This is a genomic window from Anabaena catenula FACHB-362 (assembly GCF_014698735.1).
GTDB lineage: Bacteria > Cyanobacteriota > Cyanobacteriia > Cyanobacteriales > Nostocaceae > Anabaena > Anabaena variabilis_A.
The window spans coordinates 1-23,320 of the sequence record NZ_JACJTQ010000047.1; the positions used below are offsets into that span (position 1 = coordinate 1).

Genomic DNA, 23,320 nt, shown 5'->3' on the forward strand with positions numbered 1-23,320 from the left:
ATTCCAAGCGTGTCTGGCTACTCCTGCGTGTTGTGCCAGTAGTAGACGTTGTTGCTTGTTTACCTTGAGTTCGGTCTTGAATCCTAGTAGCATGAAGGTATTTTACAGCAAAATCCCAATATAGTCACAATAGCTGATGACTTTGGCTGGGATAATAGTGAGTAATTGGTAGTAATTGTTAGCTTTTGGGCTACTGTTAATTAACCCTAATCATGGCGCGATCGCGTTACGATCTTCTCACAATCTTTTTGGAAAAGTTCTAATTCCACATTTTCCAGCTAAAATAGTATATCTGTTCTACTGAAACTCCCAACGCAACAATCCTTAAATCCATATATTTAGAGGCTCTAATGGCGATCAACACTGAGAATGCAGGCAAGCAAAAAGCGCTGAATATGGTACTCAACCAGATTGAGCGCAGTTTTGGTAAAGGAGCAATCATGCGCCTGGGCGATGCTACCCGAATGCGTGTAGAGACTATTTCCACAGGGGCGCTCACCTTAGATTTAGCATTGGGTGGCGGTTTACCCAAAGGGCGAGTGATAGAGATATATGGTCCGGAAAGTTCTGGTAAAACCACAGTAGCCCTACACGCCCTGGCCGAAGTGCAGAAAAATGGCGGTATCGCTGCCTTTGTTGATGCTGAACACGCCCTTGATCCTACTTACGCTGCTGCATTGGGTGTAGATATAGAAAACTTGTTAGTTTCCCAACCAGACACTGGCGAATCAGCTTTAGAAATAGTCGATCAGTTGGTGCGCTCTGCCGCAGTTGATATTGTAGTTATAGACTCCGTAGCCGCACTAGTACCCCGCGCCGAAATTGAAGGCGATATGGGTGATATCCACGTTGGTCTACAAGCCCGGTTAATGAGCCAGGCTCTGCGTAAAATTACTGGCAACATTGGTAAATCTGGTTGCACAGTCATTTTTATCAACCAGTTGCGACAAAAAATTGGTGTTACATACGGTAGCCCAGAAACCACAACGGGTGGTAATGCATTGAAGTTTTACGCGTCAGTACGTCTCGATATTCGCCGGATTCAAACCTTGAAAAAAGGCACAGATGAATTCGGTAATCGGGTTAAAGTCAAAGTTGCAAAAAATAAAGTAGCACCACCTTTTAGAATTGCCGAATTTGACATCATTTTTGGTAAAGGAGTTTCTACCCTGGGTTGTCTGGTTGACTTAGCAGAAGAAACCGGCGTTCTCCTCCGTAAAGGTGCTTGGTACAGCTACAACGGTGATAACATTTCTCAAGGTCGAGATAACGCTATCAAATATCTAGAAGAGAAGCCAGATTTTGCTAGCAAAATTGAAGAGCAAGTTCGTGAAAAATTAGACAAGGGGGCTGTGGTTTCTGCTAACTCTGTAGCTAAGGTCAGCGAAGAAGAGGAAGAGGAAGAAATCGAATTAGAGGAAGAGTAAACAAGAAACACGGGGACACGGAGAAGGTTTGGGACAAACAAATTCCAAAATCTCAAATCTATTGTCCCCAAGTCCGGTAAAAAAAGTGGTCAATCCAAAATATTTGGACTTTGCTAATATTGGGTTTGTTTCAATAAAAATCTACTAAAATTCTACTACTTCAAACTCAAAAGTTGCAATTAGACGTTCCTCGACATATACCTCTATTTTATGTTGACCAAGAGGATCACCAGGAGCAATCTTCCAAAAATTTTTAATCACACCATTTACAGGTGTTTCTGTGCGCTTGGTGATGGCTGTAGTTCCGTCAGATGATATAGAAAAATTCTCAGATTCCTGTGTAGTCCAAGTTTCCGGTGCTTTGGGTAAAAGTAGAACTTCGCGCCATTTCACTTTACCTCGATAGTTCTGAAGTTTAATCTGCCAACCATAGGCATCACCTTTCTTTAAGGGTACTTTAGTTGTAGGGAAAAAATTAACTTTACCCTCAGCATCAACTATCCTTACCCCAAACTCTGATTTAGTAACAGTAATCTTTTTACGATTAATTGACTGAGAATATTCTAGGGGTGCTTCCGCTAAAAGAATACTAGCATGATTTAAATCCGCAGTTATAGCGCCCAATATCAACCAAAAAGAAGTTAGAAAAAGCCTAGCAGCCCAAATTCTCATCTGCATTATCTTCCTGTTAGATATTAGTATTTAATTCCCTCAATTTTAGCTATGTTCCGGGTTGAGATCCAAAAATCATCAACCGTTGAAAATAAGTAGAAATACCGCCTAGGATATAATTTAGTAAAATGGTGAAAATAGAAAAAAGGATACAAATATATTGCATCCTCTTTTCAAACTGTATTGTTGAGAACAGTTCCGCTTTTTAATCTTCGTCAAGTGCAGGAAAAAATTCTTCAAACCGCCACAGGGTATCTTTATTTTCAATAAACCAAATGCGAGTTTCTGGTGTTAACTGACCCCACACTACTTCAGGGGGAAGATGTGGAGAATCATACTGATATTCCTGACCAAGTATTCTGAGATTATCTAATACATTACCAGGAATACCAAGCTCTTGCCAGTTAACTGTAAAATTTCTACCAGTAACTCCCGCAGTGGGATCAAAAACTAATTGTGCAGTTCTGATTAAATCAGCAAAGTGTTGCGGTTTGAGTCCGATGATATCCTGAATTTCGAGTGATTTCTTAGGCTCTGGAGGCATTGTAACTGAAGTGATGAAGATAGTTGGTTGATGGAACTTACTGCCAGAGATGATGCCCACAAATCTAGTTTAGCGCAGAAAATAAAGGTCAGCGTTACTGACCTAATAATTAGGAAATTGTGAGGTAATTATGCTACTTCCACTAAAACTGTAACCGCTGCAACTGCTATCAACATTTCGTCATTTTTATCGTTGAGAGAAGGTATTGCTAAACCATCAACTACCATTCCTCCAGTTTCTACGGTGAGAGATTTACGACCAAAGGGAAGAACAGCTAATACCTCTGCTTCTCGGACTTGTTCGGGGTATGGTACTGCTACCTTGACTTCCACAATCATGTCATTTGGGTCTTTTAACCCGGCTATTTCCATAATACCAAGTAAGGCATTGTGAGCGATCGCATTCCTGACTGCCCTCGCTGCGGCTACAGTCGGTTCCTGTCCGTGCTGGTCGATGCCCATTCCCATTTCGATGATAAAGCGTTTTAGTGCCATTGGTAGATTCTCTGAATTCTGCACCTTTTACTTTATCGCTGTAGTGGTATTCTGTTATCAATAAATCACCAAGTTATCAGGGAACAGGGAACAGGGAACAGGGAACAGGAAAGAAGGCACTATTACGAATTATTTAATCTGGATGTCGGGAAAGACAAGAGTAAATATTAAAATTATATTCTCCATGAAAATCAACCGCCGTCAATTTATCACCACATTGGGAGTAACTACTTTAGCAACCCAAATCCCTCCAGCTATTGCTAAAAATGCACTTTCACAAAACATAATTATCAAACCGCCATGTTTACAAATTGGTGATACTGTAGGATTAATTTCCCCGGCAGGTATTGTTGAAGCTAAAGATATAGAAGACGCAAAACAAACTTTTATAAACTTAGGATTGAAAGTAAAAACAGGCGTACATATTTTAGATCGAGACGGATATTTAGCAGGAAAAGATGCAGACCGCACCCAAGATATTAATACAATGTTTGCTGATAAATCGGTAAAAGCCATTATTGCCATGCGTGGCGGTTGGGGCTGTAATCGGATTTTACCTTTACTTAATTATCCTCTAATCCGTTCTCATCCCAAAATTATTATAGGGTATAGTGATATTACTTCTTTATTATTAGCTATTAATGCTCGCAGTCGATTAGTTACGTTTCATGGGGCAGTTGCTACATCAACTTGGAATCAATTTACAGTTGATTATTTTAAACGGATCTTATTTAATGCCGAAACTGTAATCATGGAAAATAACCAAAATAGCGCCGGGAAAATAGAAGTAATTGCACCGGGAAAAGCTAGGGGGAAAATTGTTGGTGGTAACTTGTCAGTGATAGCAGCAATGGTGGGTTCAGCTTATTTACCATCTTGGCGAAAAAGTATTTTATTTCTCGAAGATATTGGCGAAGATATTTATCGCATAGACCGAATGCTGACGCAATTAAAAAATGCTGGTATTTTACAGCAACTTACGGGCTTTATTTTTGCACAATGTACTAATTGTCAATTGGGAGATGAACCATCATTTACATTAATGCAAATATTACAACAGCACATTCAGCCTTTAGGTATTCCCGCCTGGTATGGTTCTATGATTGGTCATATTCAAGATAAATTTACAGTACCAATGGGTGTAGAAGTAGAAATAGATGCTGAGAATGGGACAATCAAGATGTTAGAAGCGGCTGTAATACCAATTTAATGTGAAGTTGCACCACAGGAGTTAGTACCCACCGCTTCCGGTGTACTGCTTTAACCCAGATGAGTAACGCGGGTATACCGTTTAGAGTGATTCAGGATCATGTGAAATTACATTGTTTTGTACTATTTTCTTAACTCAGATGTAGTCCACCATCAACAGGTAGTGCTACTCCAGTAATAAATGCTGCTTTAGGAGAGCATAAAAATGCTACTACCTCACCTATCTCTATCGGTGATGCCCAACGTTGCATTGGTGTATTTTTGATTGTATTTTTTATAGTATCACTATCTACTCCACCCCATTTAGCGGCGGCGAAATTCCAGGCTTCGGTCTTAATATAACCAGGAATAACTGTATTGACTGTAATTCGTCGTGGTGCTAATGTCTTGGCGTAGTATCTTGTTAAAAACTCAACAACCGCCTTAGCTTGTCCTGGCATTGCATATGACAACTGTGGCCTTTGGCTACTATTACATCCAGGAGAAGATATTGCTACTATATAACCGTTTTCATCCTCCATGTAATTAAGTGCTTTTTCCACACATCTAATAAAGCACTTAGGATAAACATTCTGATAATAGTCATACTGCTCAAAGCTAGTAAAACTACCATTCCCCAATAACTGAGTCTGAAGATTGCCAGCTAAATTTGCCTCTTTTGATTCAGCAGATGTTGTCACCCCAACATAGAGTCCAGCATTATGAACAAAGGCTGTCAGCTTGCCTTCAAAATTATCTTCCACAGATTGGAATATTCTGTCAATAGTAGACTCTTGAGCTACATCACCTTTAACAATGTCAACTTTTATCTCATAGGTAGATTCAAGAGTAGCTTTTGCAGTTAATGCAGCCTCTTCATTCGCATTAAAGCCAAGTATAAGGTTATGTCCGTTCTTGGCTAGTTGCTGCGATATACCCCAACCAATTCCGCGAGTTCCACCTGTAACGATTGCTAATTTTGATAACATATTTTCCCACTCTTTAATTAATCGATATGATCACGATTGTCATCTGGGCTGTGATTTGTAGATAATAGCAGATTAAATGAATAGTTAATTTTGCTCTCATTCTTGGATACTGTAGTTGATATTTGCTAAGATATTTCTGCTTGATTATCTTTTTTATTAGATTTGATTGCAGATACTTGAGTCTCCTGAATGTGGGTGTTAAGTCTTGAACCGAACAGAATATAACAATTATCGCCACCCTAACCAACGCAAGCAAGGCACAATTAAGTAGTAACTCAACCCTAAGCACAAACTGATCAAAACACCCATCAAACTAAAAAAAACTATGGGTAGGAATAATTCAACCCAGCTAGGTTGACTGGAAAAATGGAAGATTGGCGCTGGAACTCCTGAATGAATCAAGGCTGCGAGGATGTTGGCACTGCCAAAGGAAGCTAGAAAAGCGTAAGCTAGGTAATGGGTGCGAAGACCTAAACCCAATGTGAGTAAGGAAACTGATACCAAAATCCATGCTACCAAACCCTCGGCGCTATTATGTGGTTTGATAAATTGCCAAATTATCCAGCCCGTACTATAACCAATTAAACCCATAAGTGATGCTACTAAAAATCTTCGCTTTTGACCAAAACTCCCAGATAGGGTGAGTCCCCAAGCGGTTCCAAAACCAGCTACAGCAAATACTAAAATTTCTGGGGCTGAAGCAGGTTGATAATTTTGTGTGAGTTCGACTAGTTGACGGGAGATGAATTCCACAACGCCAGCGCCTAATTTTGTCTGATAAGCCAAAATAAAACCGACGATTGTACCTAACATAGCGCCGATACTGCCCAAAATCATCGCCCAAATTGTTCCTAGACAAGCTAGTAAGAATTTAAATATTGTCCTAATGGTGAATGCTGTAGTATTACTTACCGTTTGGGTAAATTTGGTAACTGTTTGGCGGAGAGATTTTCCCAGTCGGGTAAAGAATCCTGGTTGTGATCCAGCGGGGACAATTTTCAGTAACCGTTTTTGAATAATACCTGCATGGGCGGGACGCGATCGCACTTCCTTCTGTACCATTTCATCTAATAAGTCGGCCAGACGGGGGTTAATATTGCATCGATTGCGCCAGCGTAACTCCCCAGTCATGGGATCTTCTAAATCCTGGGGATATCTCCCTGTAAGTAATTCAATTATCGTCCTTCCCAAGGCATAAAAATCCGCAGCAGGTCCGACATTACCGCCAATCACTTGTTCTGGTGGACTGTAACCAGAAGAAAATAACCGCGTGGAAGGGATGTGCGATCGCAATATCGCCCCAGTAAATTGTTTAGCCCCGCCAAAATCAATCAACACCAATTGTTCCGCCTGAAGAGGTGCAGTTGGCGAAGGGTGACGTAGCATTAAATTAGAAGGTTTGATGTCCCGGTGAATAATTTGGCGTTTGTGTAGTTCCTGCAAAATCTTTACCGCTTGGGCGAACCAATTTAGCACCAAATCCTCTGGACATCCTTGAGGATAATTTCTGCGGATTTCTTCTAAATTTTGCCCATCAATTTTTTCCATCACCAGACAAGCCAACTGGTGCGGTTTAGGACTAGTCAAATTGATTTGAAAATACCCGTCAGCATCAACTTTGGGGACACCAGGATGACGAAAATTACTTAAAACTTCCGCTTCTTGGATAAACAATTCCAGCGCCTTGGGGGAATCTTCCACCAAGACTTTCAGCACTTTTTCTGTCTGGTTTTTTTCATCCCAAACAGTGTAAATTTGAGCAAATCCTCCCGATCCTAGGGGTTCGAGTGGGTGATAACGGTCTAACAACTGTAGCGGTGCGCCACAACTGTTACAAAATTTGTTTCCCCAAGGTTGGGGGTAAGGACGTTGACAATGAGGATTTATGCAGTGAACCGCACTCTGATTTATCTGGGACAAAACCACGAAAATACAAAGGCTGGATCGATTTTAGCGCTTCTTTAGGGTTAGGGAAGGAAAAATATCAGAGTTATAGCAGGAGTCAGGAGTCAGGAGTCAGGAGGAGGCAGTGCGGTGGACGGGTTCCCCGGCATAAAGCAACTGCCGTTCAGGAGTAAAACCCTCTTGTCGTGGGAGTTTCATTATCAATTGATGTCCTAACCACCCTGTCCACGGCTATACGATAAAAATCATATCGTGTCTGGTTAAAGACTTATAATTAGGGCTGACTCGGAGAAAGGGGGACACGGGGACGCGAAGACTTTGTTTGATAACTAAATTAAGCGAACATGATATCAGTCTCAACCTTGAAAGTTCTTTTCCCCCACACATTGCCTGATAAATTTATTGATAGTGTAGATATCATGTCGAGTATCTTGGGCTTTGATATAGTCGGTGTGAATGGGAATAATTTTTAGAGATTTCAAAATCAGCACAGGACGACCAACTTGACTCCAGTAGCGATCATAATCTTGTTCGATTTCAGCACGCTGAATATCTGCGAATGAGTACTTTATAACTGTGCTACTGCCTCCTAAATTTTTGTATTCTATAACTACCTGACTCATGCTTTTGTCGAAACTACAAGTCACTTCCGGAGTAGAGACTTCAGAACCGGCTACAGCAATTAAAAAAATCAGAAATGCACCGTAAATTAAAGATGCATCTCCTGTTTGTTGAGTTAGGGAACCTGGTATAAAAAATACCTTATACAGATAAGAAATGAGTTGATAGGCCAGGAAGGCGATTAACAAACCTGCTAAAAACCAGTTCTTAGTAGGTTGGTGTTTCATTACCAATTTCTCGTCAGTTAATATCAAAATTTTCATGATCACCTCTTCATATAAACTTTTAGGTAAGTAGAAAGGTACAAAAAACCGTAGACGCGCAGCGGCTTCTCGAAGAGTACTATGTAACAAAAAGTAAAGTTGCCCAAAAACCTCTTTCCTTCAGCATAGCTGCCTTTTGAAGAAGACACGGGGACACGGGGACACGGGGACACGGGGACACCCCATGTCTAAAGCCAGGGGATTCCAGCAAGGAATGTCTTTTTTCTCCTCCACGACTGTAGTCGGGGGCTTGAAACCATTTGCGTCGAACGTCGGATACAGGCGACTCTCCGCGTCGCCGCGTCTCCCACTCTCCGCGTCCTCTTCGGTCATAACGACAATTTTTAACGCCAACCTACTTATGACTACATAAGTGCTTCCTGATTTTACTGAAGATTAATTATTATCCGCATTGATTTTATACAATTTAAACATCGTGAATCAAAATATCACCACGGACAGAATTTCTATTATTATTCCCACACTTAATGAAGCGAGTAATATCAAAGAAACATTAGCTAGTATTCAACCCAGCACTAATGTAGAAATCATTGTAGTTGATGGCGGTTCCAAGGATAATACACAGAAAATAGCTCAATCATTAGGTATAACAGTTATCTCCTCACCTCCAGGTCGTGCTGTACAAATGAATAGTGGTGCAGCAATTGCTAGTGGAGAAATTGTTTTGTTTCTCCATGCTGATACTCGTTTACCCAATGGTTTTGATGTGATGATTCGCACTACATTACAAAAGCCTAGAGTTGTAGCTGGTGCTTTTGGTTTACGGATAGATGCACCGCATGGGGGACTGCGTTTGGTAGAATGGGGAGTAAAGTGGCGATCGCACTTTTGGCAACTGCCCTACGGCGACCAAGCTATTTTTTTAACCAAAGCCACATTTGAGCAAATTGGTAATTTTCCTGACTTGCCTATTATGGAAGACTTTGAACTTATCCGACGGCTAAAACGCCTGGGTAAAATTGCCATTGTTTCTGTACCTGTAATCACATCTCCACGTAAATGGCTTCAAAAAGGCATTCTCACAATTACTATACTTAATCAAATCATCATTCTTACATATTTACTCGGTGTTTCACCAGAGCGAATTCGCAGTTGGTATCGGTAAGAAAAATTTAGGTAAATTTTAGGTATTTCGCACTAATACCAAATTAATATGAAGCTGCATAGAATAAAATATCAAGAATAATTGAACACAGATGAACGCAGATGAACACAGATAAAGATGCATTAATCAAGGGATTTCAGGATTATGTGCAGCCTCACATAAAATTGGTATAAGATAGTAATTATTAATCGTTAAAAATTTCATAATTACGATTAAATTTCACATTATTAAATACATCAAAATTTTGGGAATTATGAATATTCAACTTTTATTACAAGAATCTATTCATTCATCTAATTTTAATCTTACAGAAATTATAAAAAATGCATTATATTGGATTGATAGCCTGGGTACAATAGGAGCAATAGCTTTTATTGTCATCTATATTATTGCTACTATTGCTTTTTTACCAGCTGCAATTCTCACGTTAGGCGCTGGTGTGGTTTTTGGTGTATTTTGGGGTTCTGTGTATGTGTTTATTGGTGCAACTATCGGTGCTATAGCAGCATTTTTAATAGGACGTTATGTAGCTAGAAATTGGGTGGACAAAAAGATTGCAGATAACAAACAATTTACTGCTATTGACAAAGCCGTGAGTAAGAAAGGCTTCAAAATTGTCTTTTTAACACGACTTTCGCCGCTATTTCCTTTCAACTTATTAAATTACGCCTTGGGAATTACAGGAGTTTCTTTCAAAGACTATTTTTTAGGTTCTGTCGGCATGATTCCGGGAACAATTATGTATGTTTACATTGGTTCCTTCGCTGGAAACATCGCACTGATTGGCACAGAAGCCCAACCTACAAATATGACTCTCACATGGGTGATTAAAATTTTGGGTTTTATAGCCACATTGGCTGTCACCATTTATGTTACCAGTGTAGCCAAAAAAGCTTTAGAGGAAGAAGTTTTATAGATTTTATAGATTTTATAAATATTATTAGTTTATATGGGAATTGTTAAATACAAAACTGACAAAATATTGCTGAGGGTATATTCATGGTAAAGATAACAGCTTAAGTGAAGACTAGAATCAAAAACATAGTTTATAGGGAGTATCCCAATTTGGCAAAAACACAAAATAATCTCTTCTTCCTTCTTCCTTCGCGCTCTTTGCTACGCAACGCTACCACGAACGCGTCTTTGCGGTTCGTTTATTTCATGCCTTATATTAAGTTGGAAGCTTAGATAAAAAATAAACTTACACATTTGGGATGCTCCCAGTTTATACTTCACCCTTTAGAGGTAATACATAATGTCTACTACAGAATTTGAGAGAGTTACAGTTTTGCCAATGGATGAGTATAATCAAAATTTGGTTGCTAATGTTCATCCATCAAATTGGGTTAATCCTCAACCTGCTGATGATTATGATTTGGTAGTAATTGGTGCAGGTACAGCAGGATTAGTTGTGGCTGCGGGTGCTGCGGGTTTAGATTTGGGTTTAAAAATAGCATTAATTGAAAAGAATCTCATGGGTGGAGATTGCTTAAATGTGGGTTGTATACCATCTAAATCTTTAATTCGGTCTTCTCGTACAGTTGGGGAAATGTGGAAATCTAAGGATTTAGGTATTAATATTCCCCAACATATTGAGATTGATTTTGCTACAGTTATGGGAAGAATGCGGCGAATTAGGTCTAGTATTAGTCATCATGATTCAGCAGAACGGTTTAAAAATTTAGGTGTTGATGTCTTTTTCGGTGCAGGTAGGTTTGCGAGTAACAATACCGTGGAGGTTGGTGGCAAAACTCTGAAGTTTAAAAAAGCTGTAATTGCTACTGGTGCAAGAGCCGTTAAACCTGCAATTACTGGCATAGAAACAGTGGGTTATTTAACTAATGAAACAGTTTTTTCCCTAATTCAAAAACCTGAAAAGTTAGCGGTAATTGGTGGCGGACCGATTGGTTGCGAATTGGCGCAGACTTTCCGCCGCTTGGGTTGTGAAGTGACATTATTTCATAGTGGTACTCACATTTTAAATAAAGAAGATGGCGAAGCAGCAGAGATTTTGCAACAGGTTTTGATTGCTGAAGGTATTCGCTTAGTGCTGAATTGTAAGATAGAAGAAGTGGTGACAGTTACGGAAGGAAAACGGCTTTATTTTTCTGTGAATGGACATCGAGATTCTGTCACTGTGAATGAAATTTTAGTAGGTGCTGGACGTGCGCCAAATGTGGAAGGTTTGAATTTAGAAAAGGTGGGTGTGGACTATGACAAACACCAAGGTGTGAAGGTAAATGATTATTTGCAAACTACAAATTCTAAAATTTATGCGGCTGGCGATATCTGCATGGATTGGAAATTTACCCATGCAGCAGATGCTGCGGCGCGAATTGTAATTAAAAATACCCTATTTTCTCCCTTTGGTGTGGGACGCGCTCAACTCAGTAAGCTGGTGATGCCTTGGGTAACATATACTGACCCGGAAATTGCCCATGTGGGGATGTATGCAGATGAAGCGGAAAAAATGGGTATTGAGATCACGACGATTAAGATTCCTTTTAGTAGTGTAGATCGTGCGATCGCAGATAGTGAAGAGTCAGGATTTCTGAAAATCCATCACAAAACGGGTTCAGATCAAATTCTCGGTGCAACTATTGTCGCTAGTCATGCGGGTGAAATGATTTCGGAAATAACCACCGCCATGGTCAATAAAATCGGTCTTAGCAAACTCAGTAGTGTGATTCATCCTTACCCAACTCAAGCCGAAGCGATTAAAAAAGCAGCGGATACTTATCGACGCACACTACTGACACCAAATACTAAAAAAATCTTAGGATTTTTACCCAAATTTTCTTGATTGGGGTATTTTTACGCAAATTGCAAATATTTATCGTAAATTCAAGGGTTTAATACCCCTATGTATACACGTAGTCTCAGTTGAGTTGGGGTAAGTGTCCCCGACTCCAACTGTCTTCAATTTTTAATTTTCAATTTTTAATTTTTAAAGTTCTGAAGCTGTATCAGGAGCAATAATTTCCCCAGTACCCAATTTTAAGATCATGTCTTGGTCGGTAATCAGTTCATTGAGTTCTTTAACTTTTAAATTCATTTTCTCACAAGCTTGACGTAGTTCTTGAGCAAATGTTTTCAGATTATCGCCATAGCCACATTGATAAGCCGCAGTTTCTATTCCCAGATTGGCATTGGCTCTAGCACAATCTACGAGTTCTGTACCATGCAATGGTGTTAAGGATACCATAGACGTAGTTATTACATATAACTATTTACATTGATAAAATAACAGGCATTGAAGATGGATTCATCCCTCTAATTAAATAGATCGTTAAAGAGATGGGGATAAAAATATAAATTTTCCCCTTCTCTTCTATATTATGTCCATATGATGAAAATCATTATTATGTCCATATGATGAAAATCATCCGTTGACTATATCTCCACCGTTGGGATGTAAAACTTGACCAGACATATAAGAAGCGTCATCAGCAGCTAAAAATACAAAACTTGGCGCTATTTCTTCGGGTTGTCCGGCTCTTTGCATTGGTACTTGCTTGCCAAATCTGGCTACTTTTTCTTCGGGGAAGGTTGAGGTAATTAAAGGTGTCCAAATCGGACCCGGTGCTACAGCATTGACACGAATTCCCTTGGATACTAAATTCGCTGATAGGGAACGTGTAAACGCCACAATTGCACCTTTCGTAGAAGAATAATCTAATAACTGTGCATTGCCTTTGTAAGCAGTTACCGAAGTTGTATTAATGATAGAACTGCCTGTTTGTAAATGCTTGATTGCCGCTTTAGTTAGGAAAAACATCGAGAAAATATTAGTCTGAAAAGTTCGTTCTAACTGCTCTTTAGTGATATCTTCAATGCTATCTTGAGGGTGTTGTTCAGCAGCATTATTGACAAGAATATCAAGTTTACCAAACTCATCTACCGTTTGTTGTACAGCCTGCTGGCAAAAACTCTCTTCAGCAATATCGCCTGCAATTGCTACTGCCTTACGTCCATGTTTTTCGACTAAATTTTTTGTTTCCTTAGCGTCTTCATGTTCGTTTAGATAAACTATCGCTACATCTGCGCCTTCTTTAGCAAAGGCAATAGCAACAGCACGACCAATACCACTGTCCCCACCGGTAATTAAAGCGATTTTATTTTCTAATTTTCCACTACCCCGATATCCTTCATCCTCAGCTTTAGGTTTGGGTTTCATTTCTGATTCAATACCAGGTGCTTTCTGTGTTTGTGGCGGTTGTAATTTCTTTTCTTTTGGCATAATTATTTAACCCTAATTTGGTTGTTGAGAACTCACATACTAATCAGTAAAAATCAACCTTGGATCGAAAAATCAACCCAAGGTCTACGTTTTGCTTTCACTTCCACTCCTTTGCAAATTCAGACTTTTTGATTTCAGATATTTGCTAAAGGTATTAATTTGTGGAAATTGTGCATGAATGCATGAATATTTAATCTCTAACCTCACACGTACACACTCGATTTTCATCAAATTCCTGAAAACAAGTACACAACTTTAGAGGAATGGCATATTTACTCTAAAATCTACTTTTAATATATTTGAAATCACATGAAAGTTTATCGTTCGCCAGCAATAATTAAATACTAATTTTTCTCACTCTTAAGGTGTAGATTTTCTGAAAAATAAATCATGTATTTTGTATAAGTAATTAGGCAGAATTTAAATTGGGAATTTGAGAGTAAAAACCTCAGTTTTGGTAAGATTTTGGTAATAGTTTAAATAGCTGATGAAATACCTGACAGCCCAGAGCCTAATCTGGGCTTGTTTGATTAATTTACAAAAAGATACACTCCAAATTAGCATCTCAACTCTTCCTTAGGATATACCTGAGATAATGAGTCAGAATTGGGATCTAGTCAGGGTATGGGTTATGGTAACAATAAATATTTCTGAGTTAGAGCAGGTTGATAAGTTTCGCAATTTACAATTAACTTTACGCGATCGCTGGAAAACAAGCGAGCTATTTGACAACAGCGAAGCGGATATCTTAATTATCCCCTCTTTAAGCATCGACCAACGGGAACTGCAAAAGGTGGAAGGTTGTGAACATTATGAAGAAAGATTGCTATTTTCTCTAATCCGCTTACGAAACCCCCGCACGCGGTTAATTTATATTACCTCTATTCCCCTACATCCCAGTATTATCGATTACTATCTACAACTCCTGCCAGGAATCCCATTTTCCCATGCTCGTAATCGCTTATTACTACTTTCAACGTATGATTCTTCCCTGAAACCTCTAAGTCAAAAGATTTTAGAACGTCCTCGCTTAATAGAACGAATTCGCCAAGCTTTACGTTTAGATAAAGCTTTTATGACTTGTTACAATTCCACATTTTGGGAAGCTGAATTATCACTGCAATTAGGTGTACCCCTTTATGCGGCTGCACCAGATTTGCAGATTTGGGGGACAAAAAGTGGTAGTCGGCAAATTTTTGGACAAAGCGATGTTCCTCATCCAGATGGTAGCGAATTAATTTGCAATTCCCCAGATTTAGCCATAGCAGCGGCTGATTTATGGGAACGTCAACCGACATTAAAACGGATGGTAGTTAAGCTGAATGAGGGGATTTCTGGGGAAGGAAATGCACTATTGGATCTCCGTCCATTGATAGATGTTGCACCCGGTCAAGGTTCTCATGGTGAAAGAGTAGCAGCAATTAGCGAGCGCTTTTCAACTATGCGCTTCCAAGCCGCAAAAGAAACTTGGGCAAATTTCTCTCAACGTATCCCAGAGTTAGGTGCAATAGTTGAAGCATTTGTAGAAGGAGAAATCAAGCGTTCTCCCAGTGTGCAAGGACGCATTACACCAGATGGAGAAGTAGAAATCCTCTCCACCCATGACCAAATTCTCGGTGGCCCAGACGGACAAATTTATCTAGGTTGTCGCTTTCCCGCAGATGCCAGCTATCGATTACAATTGCAAGAATTAGGCTTAAAAGTTGGCAAACAACTGGCACAAAAAGGCACATTAGAAAGATTTGGTGTTGATTTTGTCACAGTTGATCAAGGTAATGGTAAGTGGGATATTCAAGCAATTGAAATTAACCTCCGCAAAGGTGGCACAACTCACCCTTTTATGACTTTGAAATTATTAACTAATGGCAACTATGATCTATCCACTGGCTTATTTTATAGCCAGCAAGGACGAGCTAAATATTACATTGCTACAGACAACTTACAAAAAGACAGTTATCGGGGATTATTACCCAACGATTTAATGGATATCATCGCTTATCACAGATTACATTTTGATAGCGGAACCGAGACAGGTACAGTATTTCATCTGATGGGTTGCCTTTCCCAATTCGGCAAGTTGGGATTAACCAGTATTGCTGATTCTCCCCAACAAGCTGAAGATATATATAACAAAGTTATCGAAGTTCTCGATCAAGAAACTAGCGGCGACAATAATAGTTATAGCCTGTTTTCAGATTTTGCTTTTCCCATTGCTGGGGATGCCTAAGTAATACCAATTCAAAATTAAACATATTCCGAAGGGGTAGATGTTGGTAAGGTTTAATATCGTGTTCGGTTAAAAACCAGGACTTACGCAAAATATCTCTCAAACCCTCTTTTTTTGGGAGCATCCCAATTTTGCAAAAATATACGCAACTAACCCAAAAAACCTGTTAAACCTCTTACCTTCGCGCTCTTTGCTACGCAACGCTACCGCGAACGCGTCTTCGCGGTTCGTTTATTTCATGCTTTGTATTCAGTTGGAAGCTCAGATAAAAAATAAACTTACACATATTTGGGATGCTCCCCTTTTCTTTGTGTCCTTTGCGTCTTTCCTGACGGTTCCGTAAGGGATACGCGGTTCGTTTTTTCCCTTAGTCTTGCGTAAGTTCTAAAAACTTACAATTAGGACTGATAGTTTGAGTTTTTTTGATAAGTAATTAAGTGAACATGATATAAGCTGATAAACGTGCGTTTTTTCAATATCTAATATGGCAACTATTAACGACAACTACCTGAAGCTAAAAGCCGGTTATCTATTTCCGGAAATTGGTCGCCGGGTAAATGCCTTTGCACAAGCCAATCCTGATGCTAAAATCATCCGCTTGGGGATTGGTGATGTCACCGAACCTTTACCAGACGCTTGCCGCACAGCTATGATTAAAGCTGTGGAAGATATGGGCGATCGCACAACTTTCAAAGGCTATGGCCCAGAACAAGGTTATGCTTGGTTACGGGAGAAAATCGCCGCCCATGATTTCCAAGCCAGGGGAGCAGCAATAGAAGCTGATGAAATCTTCATTTCCGACGGTTCCAAGTGCGATAACGGCAATATTCTCGATATTTTTGGTCATGATAACACCATAGCCGTAACTGACCCAGTTTACCCCGTGTATGTCGATACTAACGTCATGGCGGGAAACACCGGGAACGCCAACGATAAAGGCGAATTTGACGGTTTAGTTTATCTCCCTGTCACCGCTGAAAACAACTTTACCGCACAGATTCCTTCTCAAAAAGTTGATTTAATTTATCTCTGCTTCCCCAATAACCCCACCGGCGCTACCGCCACCAAAGAACACCTAAAAGCTTGGGTAGATTACGCAAAAACAAACGGTTCAATCATCTTTTTTGACGCTGCTTACGAAGCTTATATCACCGATTCTTCCCTTCCCCACTCGATTTACGAGATTGAAGGTGCAAGAGATTGTGCAATTGAGTTTCGTTCCTTTTCTAAAAATGCAGGCTTTACCGGCACACGTTGCGCTTTAACCGTCGTTCCCAAAACACTCACAGCTAAAGCCGCTGATGGTTCAAATGTGGAATTGTGGAAGTTGTGGAACCGCCGCCAGTCTACCAAATTTAATGGCGTTTCTTACATTGTCCAACGAGGTGCGGAAGCGGTTTATTCTGAAGAAGGACAAGCACAAATTAAAGCTTTGGTAAGCTTCTATTTAGAAAATGCCAAAATCATTCGGGAGCAATTAACAGCCGCCGGTTTATCAGTTTATGGTGGTGTGAATGCACCTTACGTTTGGGTGAAAACTCCTCATGGTTTATCCAGTTGGGAATTTTTCGATAAGCTACTAGAAACTGTAAATGTTGTGGGAACTCCTGGTTCTGGTTTTGGTGCTGCGGGTGAAGGTTATTTCCGCATTTCCGCATTTAATAGTCGGGAAAATGTCGAAGAAGCAATGAAACGGATCACTGAGAAATTTAAGGTTTAGGTTGAGTAGTTTGTGGTGGGCAATGCCCACCCTAGTTTTTGTTAGACTTGATTTATCAGTAAACTAATTTAGAGGCAAATTTATATGAAATTGATCATCAAAAATTTAGGTTCTATTAAAAATAATACTCAAGCCATTGATTTGTCTAAAGATTTTTTTGTGTTTGTTGGACGCAATAACAGTGGCAAAAGTTATGTAGCTCAATTATTATGGGCAATTTTTAATCAAGAGATAATTCATAAATTTGCACGTAATAATTTAGATATTATTGATAATCAATTTCTTGAAAATGTCAACTATGTAGAAGTGACTTCTGAATTACTGGGACAAATTTTGGATAGATATAGTTTGTTTTTGCAAAAAGAAACGAAAAAAGAGATATTTAATACAGGTAACCAGTCAAAAATATTAAATAATGTTGAGATTAATTTTGATTATGAAATATCTGAATTAAAGGAGCAACCAGTTCAAGTAGTTGTCAAAATAGCACATGATGAAGAGGATACATTAGAGTATATAGAAGTTAAGAAAGATCAAGGTCATTTAATATATAGATTTGAAGAAAAACAATTACCAGAAACTATTAAAGAAATAATTCCTAAAAAATATTTAGACCGAGATTTACTGGATGAAAAGAAATTTCTGCTAATTTCGACAATCATTAGAACAATGTTGAAACATCAGCATGAAACTTTTTTCTTACCTGCTAGTCGAATTTTCTTTCCTACATTCTATCGTTATATTTATGAGATTGATAGAAAGCAACGTGAACAAGATATCAAAAAACTTGTAGATTTACTGGAAAATCGTCGGAAAAAAGGTAAAATTGAATTATCAGATGTTGAAGAATTAGATGTTTTTAAAAGAAAATATACAGAACCGATGAATCAGGTTTTTGAAAAACTTTTTTCTCTAAATATTGAAGAAAGCGTTGAAGAACATTATATCAATCTTGTTCAACAGTTACAAGAGATTATTGGAGGGGAAATAAAACCTATTAGTATGAAAGGAATTAGTCTGATAGAATTTTATTTTAAAATTGATGCTATTGATGAACCTTTGCCTATGCATTTAGCTTCTTCATCTGTCAATCAATTAACACTTCTCTATTTATATTTAAGAGATTGGGCATCAGAAAAAGATAATTTTTTAATGATAGATGAACCGGAGGTGAATTTACATCCTGAGAATCAAATTAAATTACTAAATATATTAATACAGTTTATTCAAAGTCAAACAGGAAATAAAGTATTAATCACAACCCATAGTTCAATTTTAGCCAATGCTATTAATAACTATATATATCTGGATGTTCTGAAAAATCAACATGGTGTTAATGTAGAAAAAATTATTGAAGATAATCAATTAAAATATGTTGATTCATTTGTATCTATAGCAAAAGAAAAGGTGGGTGTTTATTTCTTCACAGGTGATAAAATTATTGACTATGAAAGCAGTGATTATGGAATCTATTTTAGAAACTTTAGAGAAGTTGAAAATAATTTAGATAAATCGCTTCGCATTCTGACAGATTATATTTACCGTCAGGAAGATGAGGTTGAAGATGAGTAAAAGCCAGCAAAATAAGTATTTTTTAAATAATCCCAACAATATAAATGTTCCTTTACTCAGAGATGAATTACACAAAGCTTTATTTCAACAAGAATTTATTATTGAAATTCCTGTGACTGAAAATGAGAATATTGAAATTACTGAAAAAAATGCTAATGCAAAATTGAAAAAGGTATCTATTCAGGAATTAAACTATGTTGACGAGAAGTCCCAAGTAGAAAGAATTTGGAAAATTAACTTAGAAAAAGATATACCCGGTATCTCAACTAGCAGCAAAACTACGGAATGCGCTATTTTAGTTTTACAAAAGTATGAAAGTAGTTATAGGTTAAATATTATTTTAATTGAATTAAAATCTAGCATAGACAACAAAGAATTAGATAAAATTGAAGAAAAGTTTAGTTCTGCAATGTCGAGAGTATGTATGTTACTCGTTCTCAATAATCACTTAAATCTCAAGCAAGGTTATCAAGAAGAAGAAATATATCTAGATTTTAAAGGAATTTTATTTTATAAAACATTCTCTGAAAAAAGGAAGTCCGAAGGTGAGAATGATAGCCAACTATATTCAATTTTACAAACTTATAGGAAATTAGGTATATTAACTTGTCGGACAATTTTAAGAGGACAAGATAAAATCAGAGTTCAGTGTTTTTGTAATCAAGATAATGATTTAGAAACAGAAATCAGGATAAATTTAAAAGACTTGTTATAATCAATTAAGCATTATCGAATAAATTTATTTAGCTTTGAATATCATCAGATTGTTCAGCTTTTACCCGTTTATAAGTAGCCACAGTCCGCCCTTCTTGCAAATGCACAGAAAAATACTTACTCAAACCAATGCGCTGTAGGGGCAATTCATGAATTGCCCCTACGTCAATAAAGCGCAGTCTCACATAGAATTGGTATCACGGTTTTCTAGCAAGATTACAGGTATGGGACTTGCTTCTAATACTGCTTGTGATACTGAACCAATCAGCACTTGTTCCCAAGGTCGATGTCCGCGTTTTCCCATGACAATTGCAGTAACATGATACTCTTGGGCGATGCGAATAATTTCTTCGGGAACTGCGCCGGTAACGGTTAAAAACTCATATTTAATATCTGATAGCAGCTTTTTAGTTTGTTGCTGTAATTGTTGAATAGCTGGCTCGTTTGCGGTGTTAACTACGTGTAAAACGATCGCATCTCCATGACTGCGACGGGCTAAATCTGCTACCTTTGTCAAGACTTCTGGCGCTAAATCTGAGGTATCCACCGCTGCTAGTAACAGAGTATGGGTAGCCACTGTCACCTTTGTGGGATCTACTTCTCCCCTGGTTAATAATTTGGGTGCAAAAGCCATAGTTGCCCAAGCGCCTAAAGGTGCAGTGGTTATAATCGAAAGGGCAGCGATCGCTAAAATGATCTCTCCTCCCGCTATACCTTGGGCTAGGGGAATCGCCCCAATCGCCGCTTGCACTGTGGCTTTTGCGGAGTTTCCCGGTAGCAAAAACAGTCTTTCGCGCCAATTCCAATTACTACCTAAAGTCGAGAGATACCAGCCTACCGTGCGCCCGATAAATAAACCAATGGCCAGAATTAAAATACCGGGTAACAAAATCTTAGATAATACTTGCAGTTGAATACTTGCACCCAACAAGACAAACAGGAAAATCTCCGCTACTATCCATAAGCTATCAAACCCGTTTCGCAATCTTCTAGCTAAGGGTGCATCTAACTCAATTAAGAAAAATCCTAAAGCCATTGTCGCTAAATAACCAGAAAAAAACGGTAACCCATGAGCGACAATTACCAGAAATAAAGCTAACCCAGCGGCGATAATCGTATCTTGAACGGCATTTTGTGTCCAGTTTTGTTTGGTTAAGAGTGAAACCAGCAACCGCGCGGCTAAATAACCAAACAACAGCCCCAAGCATATCTGCATGATAATTTGTAACGGCAGCAGTTGCAAAGCTGTTAAAGTGAATCCGCCAAAAAGAGTAATTTGCTCAACTCCTCCTTTACCCAAGAAACTCAGCAAGAGGCTGAAGACTAGCAATAGCAGCACATCAGATAAAGCGCTACCAGTTAAAATTGCATCGGGTATACCTTTGGTTACACCCCAACCTAAACTTTTAAGTCTCAGCATTCCCGGTACAATCACAGCGGGAGATTCAGCGCCAATTACACAGCCTAACAGCAAGCCGGTGGGAAAGTCTAACTGAAAAATTACCATAGAAGCAAGGCAAATAGCGATCGCTTCCGTAGTCGCCGGCAAAAATCCCAAACGCAGCGCCACAGTTCCCTGTTGAGCCAGTTTTTCTCTATCTAGCCCTAATCCCGCCTTCATCAAAATAATCATCACCGCCAAAGTTCTTAACTCATCGGCAGCATTTAACACATCTGCGCTGATAACATTCCCTACTTGAGAACCAAGCAAAATCCCCACCAAAATCATCCCAATTAAAGGTGGAGCGCCTAACCGACGGGCAATTTGTCCCACAAAGAAGCCCATCAATAAAATCCAAATGATACTCAATAACATTCCTAACTCCTGAAAGTGCGATTTGTAGACAGATACTTTCTACAGGGGAGTTAGGTTTTAGCCATAGCCTACTCTCCCGCAGCAAGTCGGAAAAGTAGGAACTATCAGCCTTTTAAAGGGCGGTTTTGGCGAGTTCCATCGCCGTTAATAGCTTTATCTACACTACATCATTTTGTCTTTGGTTATCCAAATTTATAAAAGAGGCACTCTTTAAGTTTTATATGCCTAATTCGCTGATATTTTCCAATTATCAGCGGGAAAACCGTACTCCAATAACAGGTTTTCATCACTGTACCTCAAAGTTGAACTCGATACAATCAAGGAGTGGCTAAAAAGATGCTGTTGTCCAGAAAAAGTTAAACAAATTAACACAGCATAAGTAGGAGAGTTATCAATATGGGAAATCAACTGAAAACTACGGCTTTGCTGGCAGCATTAAGTGGCTTATTAATTGCAATTAGTTATTGGGTGATTGGTGGTACAGGTGGGTTGATCATAGGCATTGGGTTAGCAGCAGTTACTAACCTGTTTTCTTGGTATCAATCTGATAAAATTGCCTTAGCAGTTTATCATGCCCAACCTGTTAGCGAAGCCCAAGCACCGGGACTTTATCGCATGGTAGAAAGACTATCAGCCCGTGCTAATATCCCCATGCCAGGAGTTTACATTGTTCCTGGACAAACTGCCAACGCTTTCGCCACAGGAAGAGATCCAGAACACGCTGCTGTAGCTGTCACTGAAGGGATTTTAAACATCCTCCCAGAGGAGGAATTAGAAGGTGTGATTGCTCACGAACTCACCCACATTATTAATCGTGATACCTTAACTCAAGCCGTTGCTGCAACTGTCGCCGGTGCGATTTCTTTCCTTGCACAAATGTTGAGTTATAGCCTTTGGTTTGGTGGCGGTTCACGGGATAATGAAAGAGGCGGAAATCCTTTGGGAGTGCTGGCAACAGTCATGCTTGCACCGATAGCGGCGACAATTATTCAGTTGGCAATTTCCCGCACCAGAGAATTTTCTGCTGATGCTGGTGCTGCTAAATTAACAGGTAATCCCCGCGCTTTAGCTAGGGCTTTGCAACGGTTAGAATCTATAGCCAAACAAATGCCTTTGAATGCTAATCCAGCTTTTGAACCATTATTAATTATAAATCCCATTTCTGGGCAGTTTTTGGGGAATCTTTTCTCTAGTCACCCAGCGACTGAAGCGCGTGTAGCAGCTTTGCTTCAATTAGAAGGCCAACTTATTAGTCGTTGATAATCTGTCTTTGGTCATAAGTATCTTGGCAAATCCCCAATTAACTAATGACCAAATTATGATCATTATAGGTGCAATGTTCATCCGCAAGTAAACTTTACCAACAGGATGTGGCAACCATGACTACTAACAACATCGAATCTATAGAAATCGTAGAAATTAGTCTTCAAACCAGGGAAAACGCCAGGGAAAACGGACACACAGATGAAGTTAAGCAGGAAACTACAGCACTATTGGAAGCGATTAAAAAACGCGCCCAAGCTGAAGCTGAATCTGCTGGTACTCTCACCCGTGAAACCTATTTAAATGCTGTGCGTCAAGCACGGGAAGTAATTGAAAGAGACAAACTCATTGAACGTGAGCGCTTAGAATATTCTTGGGCGAGAATTCAAGAAGAATTGGAAAGAAATTGGTACTTAATGTCTAAAGATATCGCAGATTTTAGCGATCGCTTCCAAAATGCCGCAAAAGCCGCCTGGGAAGCCTTTAACGCCCCTCGTTCTCAAGATAAATAATCACAATATGTAGGGATATAGGATGAC

General features: G+C 39.1%; 22 protein-coding genes and 1 riboswitch. Of the genes, 11 read left to right on the top strand and 11 right to left on the bottom strand.

Annotation, left to right across the window (positions count from 1 at the left end; all coding sequences use genetic code 11):
• The coding region (locus H6G68_RS21980; RefSeq protein ID WP_190908549.1) for a helix-turn-helix domain-containing protein at window positions 1-93 on the bottom strand (93 nt) is incomplete at its 3' end.
• Between the two features lie 257 nt (window positions 94-350).
• On the opposite strand from H6G68_RS21980, the gene recA reads away from it, so the two are divergent.
• Window positions 351-1,427: a recombinase RecA gene (gene recA, locus H6G68_RS21985; protein ID WP_190908550.1), complete on the top strand. Its 1,077-nt coding sequence runs from the start codon at window positions 351-353 to the stop codon at window positions 1,425-1,427.
• Window positions 1,428-1,571: 144 nt separating this feature from the next.
• Here recA and H6G68_RS21990 read toward each other — a convergent pair whose 3' ends face one another.
• From H6G68_RS21990 to H6G68_RS22000, 3 genes are all read right to left on the bottom strand, one after another.
• A complete protein-coding gene (locus H6G68_RS21990; protein WP_190908551.1) occupies window positions 1,572-2,105 on the bottom strand; it encodes a hypothetical protein in 534 nt (177 codons plus the stop codon).
• A 199-nt stretch (window positions 2,106-2,304) separates the two neighbouring features.
• Entirely contained in the window at window positions 2,305-2,643 is a 339-nt protein-coding gene (locus tag H6G68_RS21995) for a hypothetical protein (RefSeq protein WP_190908582.1), read from the bottom strand.
• Window positions 2,644-2,771: 128 nt separating this feature from the next.
• Window positions 2,772-3,137 (bottom strand): Lin0512 family protein, encoded by a 366-nt coding sequence (locus H6G68_RS22000; RefSeq protein ID WP_071191916.1) that lies wholly within the window; start codon window positions 3,135-3,137, stop codon window positions 2,772-2,774.
• Window positions 3,138-3,321: 184 nt separating this feature from the next.
• On the opposite strand from H6G68_RS22000, the gene H6G68_RS22005 reads away from it, so the two are divergent.
• Window positions 3,322-4,347, top strand: coding sequence for a S66 peptidase family protein (locus tag H6G68_RS22005; protein WP_190908552.1), 1,026 nt, complete (start codon window positions 3,322-3,324; stop codon window positions 4,345-4,347).
• Between the two features lie 130 nt (window positions 4,348-4,477).
• Here H6G68_RS22005 and H6G68_RS22010 read toward each other — a convergent pair whose 3' ends face one another.
• The 3 genes from H6G68_RS22010 to H6G68_RS22020 form a co-directional block, all read right to left on the bottom strand.
• Window positions 4,478-5,314 carry an SDR family oxidoreductase gene (locus H6G68_RS22010; RefSeq protein ID WP_190908553.1) on the bottom strand — a complete coding sequence of 279 codons (837 nt, stop codon included), beginning with the start codon at window positions 5,312-5,314 and terminating at the stop codon, window positions 4,478-4,480.
• A 228-nt stretch (window positions 5,315-5,542) separates the two neighbouring features.
• On the bottom strand, window positions 5,543-7,240 hold the full coding sequence (locus H6G68_RS22015; protein ID WP_190908554.1) for a protein kinase domain-containing protein: 1,698 nt from the start codon (window positions 7,238-7,240) through the stop codon (window positions 5,543-5,545).
• Between the two features lie 335 nt (window positions 7,241-7,575).
• A complete protein-coding gene (locus tag H6G68_RS22020; protein ID WP_190908555.1) occupies window positions 7,576-8,103 on the bottom strand; it encodes a hypothetical protein in 528 nt (175 codons plus the stop codon).
• A gap of 436 nt (window positions 8,104-8,539) precedes the next feature.
• On the opposite strand from H6G68_RS22020, the gene H6G68_RS22025 reads away from it, so the two are divergent.
• The 3 genes from H6G68_RS22025 (at window position 8,540) to H6G68_RS22035 (ending at window position 12,032) form a co-directional block, all read left to right on the top strand.
• Complete coding sequence (locus H6G68_RS22025; RefSeq protein ID WP_190908556.1) at window positions 8,540-9,229, top strand: TIGR04283 family arsenosugar biosynthesis glycosyltransferase; 690 nt, start codon at window positions 8,540-8,542, stop codon at window positions 9,227-9,229.
• Between the two features lie 253 nt (window positions 9,230-9,482).
• Window positions 9,483-10,145, top strand: a complete 663-nt coding sequence (locus tag H6G68_RS22030) for a TVP38/TMEM64 family protein (RefSeq protein WP_190908557.1) — start codon at window positions 9,483-9,485, stop codon at window positions 10,143-10,145.
• 339 nt (window positions 10,146-10,484) lie between these two features.
• The gene (locus H6G68_RS22035; protein ID WP_190908558.1) at window positions 10,485-12,032 is read left to right on the top strand and encodes a mercuric reductase; all 1,548 of its coding nucleotides are present in this window, start codon (window positions 10,485-10,487) and stop codon (window positions 12,030-12,032) included.
• A gap of 144 nt (window positions 12,033-12,176) precedes the next feature.
• On the opposite strand, the gene H6G68_RS22040 is transcribed toward H6G68_RS22035, so the two are convergent.
• Entirely contained in the window at window positions 12,177-12,434 is a 258-nt protein-coding gene (locus H6G68_RS22040; RefSeq protein ID WP_071191909.1) for a hypothetical protein, read from the bottom strand.
• Window positions 12,435-12,611: 177 nt separating this feature from the next.
• Window positions 12,612-13,469, bottom strand: coding sequence for an SDR family oxidoreductase (locus H6G68_RS22045; protein ID WP_190908559.1), 858 nt, complete (start codon window positions 13,467-13,469; stop codon window positions 12,612-12,614).
• 631 nt (window positions 13,470-14,100) lie between these two features.
• Here H6G68_RS22045 and H6G68_RS22050 point away from each other — a divergent pair.
• The 4 genes from H6G68_RS22050 (at window position 14,101) to H6G68_RS22065 (ending at window position 19,703) form a co-directional block, all read left to right on the top strand.
• A complete protein-coding gene (locus tag H6G68_RS22050; protein WP_190908560.1) occupies window positions 14,101-15,696 on the top strand; it encodes a peptide ligase PGM1-related protein in 1,596 nt (531 codons plus the stop codon).
• A gap of 484 nt (window positions 15,697-16,180) precedes the next feature.
• On the top strand, window positions 16,181-17,416 hold the full coding sequence (locus tag H6G68_RS22055) for an LL-diaminopimelate aminotransferase (RefSeq protein WP_190908561.1): 1,236 nt from the start codon (window positions 16,181-16,183) through the stop codon (window positions 17,414-17,416).
• Window positions 17,417-17,500: 84 nt separating this feature from the next.
• Window positions 17,501-18,988, top strand: coding sequence for an AAA family ATPase (locus H6G68_RS22060; RefSeq protein WP_190908562.1), 1,488 nt, complete (start codon window positions 17,501-17,503; stop codon window positions 18,986-18,988).
• The gene (locus tag H6G68_RS22065) at window positions 18,981-19,703 is read left to right on the top strand and encodes a hypothetical protein (protein ID WP_190908563.1); all 723 of its coding nucleotides are present in this window, start codon (window positions 18,981-18,983) and stop codon (window positions 19,701-19,703) included. The genes H6G68_RS22060 and H6G68_RS22065 overlap by 8 nt, the downstream gene beginning before the upstream one ends.
• A 28-nt stretch (window positions 19,704-19,731) precedes the next feature.
• Here H6G68_RS22065 and H6G68_RS22070 read toward each other — a convergent pair whose 3' ends face one another.
• Both H6G68_RS22070 and H6G68_RS22075 read right to left on the bottom strand, forming a co-directional pair.
• Window positions 19,732-19,887, bottom strand: a complete 156-nt coding sequence (locus H6G68_RS22070; protein WP_190908564.1) for a hypothetical protein — start codon at window positions 19,885-19,887, stop codon at window positions 19,732-19,734.
• Window positions 19,884-21,518, bottom strand: coding sequence for a cation:proton antiporter (locus H6G68_RS22075; RefSeq protein ID WP_190908565.1), 1,635 nt, complete (start codon window positions 21,516-21,518; stop codon window positions 19,884-19,886). Before H6G68_RS22075 ends, H6G68_RS22070 begins: the two co-directional genes overlap by 4 nt.
• A gap of 88 nt (window positions 21,519-21,606) precedes the next feature.
• Window positions 21,607-21,670: riboswitch (Fluoride riboswitch) on the bottom strand.
• Between the two features lie 244 nt (window positions 21,671-21,914).
• Between H6G68_RS22075 and H6G68_RS22080 the strand changes: the two genes are divergently transcribed.
• Window positions 21,915-22,778, top strand: a complete 864-nt coding sequence (locus H6G68_RS22080) for a zinc metalloprotease HtpX (RefSeq protein WP_190908566.1) — start codon at window positions 21,915-21,917, stop codon at window positions 22,776-22,778.
• A 119-nt stretch (window positions 22,779-22,897) separates the two neighbouring features.
• The gene (locus tag H6G68_RS22085) at window positions 22,898-23,293 is read left to right on the top strand and encodes a hypothetical protein (protein ID WP_190908567.1); all 396 of its coding nucleotides are present in this window, start codon (window positions 22,898-22,900) and stop codon (window positions 23,291-23,293) included.
• Window positions 23,294-23,320: the final 27 nt, after the last annotated feature.

Excerpts from the sequence above, each read along its gene's own strand:
- recA (WP_190908550.1), top strand. The coding sequence starts at position 351 with ATGGCGATCAACACTGAGAATGCAGGCAAGCAAAAAGCGCTGAATATG.
- H6G68_RS21990 (WP_190908551.1), bottom strand. The coding sequence starts at position 2,105 with ATGCAGATGAGAATTTGGGCTGCTAGGCTTTTTCTAACTTCTTTTTGG.
- H6G68_RS21995 (WP_190908582.1), bottom strand. The coding sequence starts at position 2,643 with ATGCCTCCAGAGCCTAAGAAATCACTCGAAATTCAGGATATCATCGGA.
- H6G68_RS22000 (WP_071191916.1), bottom strand. The coding sequence starts at position 3,137 with ATGGCACTAAAACGCTTTATCATCGAAATGGGAATGGGCATCGACCAG.
- H6G68_RS22005 (WP_190908552.1), top strand. The coding sequence starts at position 3,322 with ATGAAAATCAACCGCCGTCAATTTATCACCACATTGGGAGTAACTACT.
- H6G68_RS22010 (WP_190908553.1), bottom strand. The coding sequence starts at position 5,314 with ATGTTATCAAAATTAGCAATCGTTACAGGTGGAACTCGCGGAATTGGT.
- H6G68_RS22020 (WP_190908555.1), bottom strand. The coding sequence starts at position 8,103 with ATGAAAATTTTGATATTAACTGACGAGAAATTGGTAATGAAACACCAA.
- H6G68_RS22030 (WP_190908557.1), top strand. The coding sequence starts at position 9,483 with ATGAATATTCAACTTTTATTACAAGAATCTATTCATTCATCTAATTTT.
- H6G68_RS22035 (WP_190908558.1), top strand. The coding sequence starts at position 10,485 with ATGTCTACTACAGAATTTGAGAGAGTTACAGTTTTGCCAATGGATGAG.
- H6G68_RS22040 (WP_071191909.1), bottom strand. The coding sequence starts at position 12,434 with ATGGTATCCTTAACACCATTGCATGGTACAGAACTCGTAGATTGTGCT.
- H6G68_RS22045 (WP_190908559.1), bottom strand. The coding sequence starts at position 13,469 with ATGCCAAAAGAAAAGAAATTACAACCGCCACAAACACAGAAAGCACCT.
- H6G68_RS22050 (WP_190908560.1), top strand. The coding sequence starts at position 14,101 with ATGGTAACAATAAATATTTCTGAGTTAGAGCAGGTTGATAAGTTTCGC.
- H6G68_RS22055 (WP_190908561.1), top strand. The coding sequence starts at position 16,181 with ATGGCAACTATTAACGACAACTACCTGAAGCTAAAAGCCGGTTATCTA.
- H6G68_RS22060 (WP_190908562.1), top strand. The coding sequence starts at position 17,501 with ATGAAATTGATCATCAAAAATTTAGGTTCTATTAAAAATAATACTCAA.
- H6G68_RS22065 (WP_190908563.1), top strand. The coding sequence starts at position 18,981 with ATGAGTAAAAGCCAGCAAAATAAGTATTTTTTAAATAATCCCAACAAT.
- H6G68_RS22075 (WP_190908565.1), bottom strand. The coding sequence starts at position 21,518 with ATGTTATTGAGTATCATTTGGATTTTATTGATGGGCTTCTTTGTGGGA.
- H6G68_RS22080 (WP_190908566.1), top strand. The coding sequence starts at position 21,915 with ATGGGAAATCAACTGAAAACTACGGCTTTGCTGGCAGCATTAAGTGGC.
- H6G68_RS22085 (WP_190908567.1), top strand. The coding sequence starts at position 22,898 with ATGACTACTAACAACATCGAATCTATAGAAATCGTAGAAATTAGTCTT.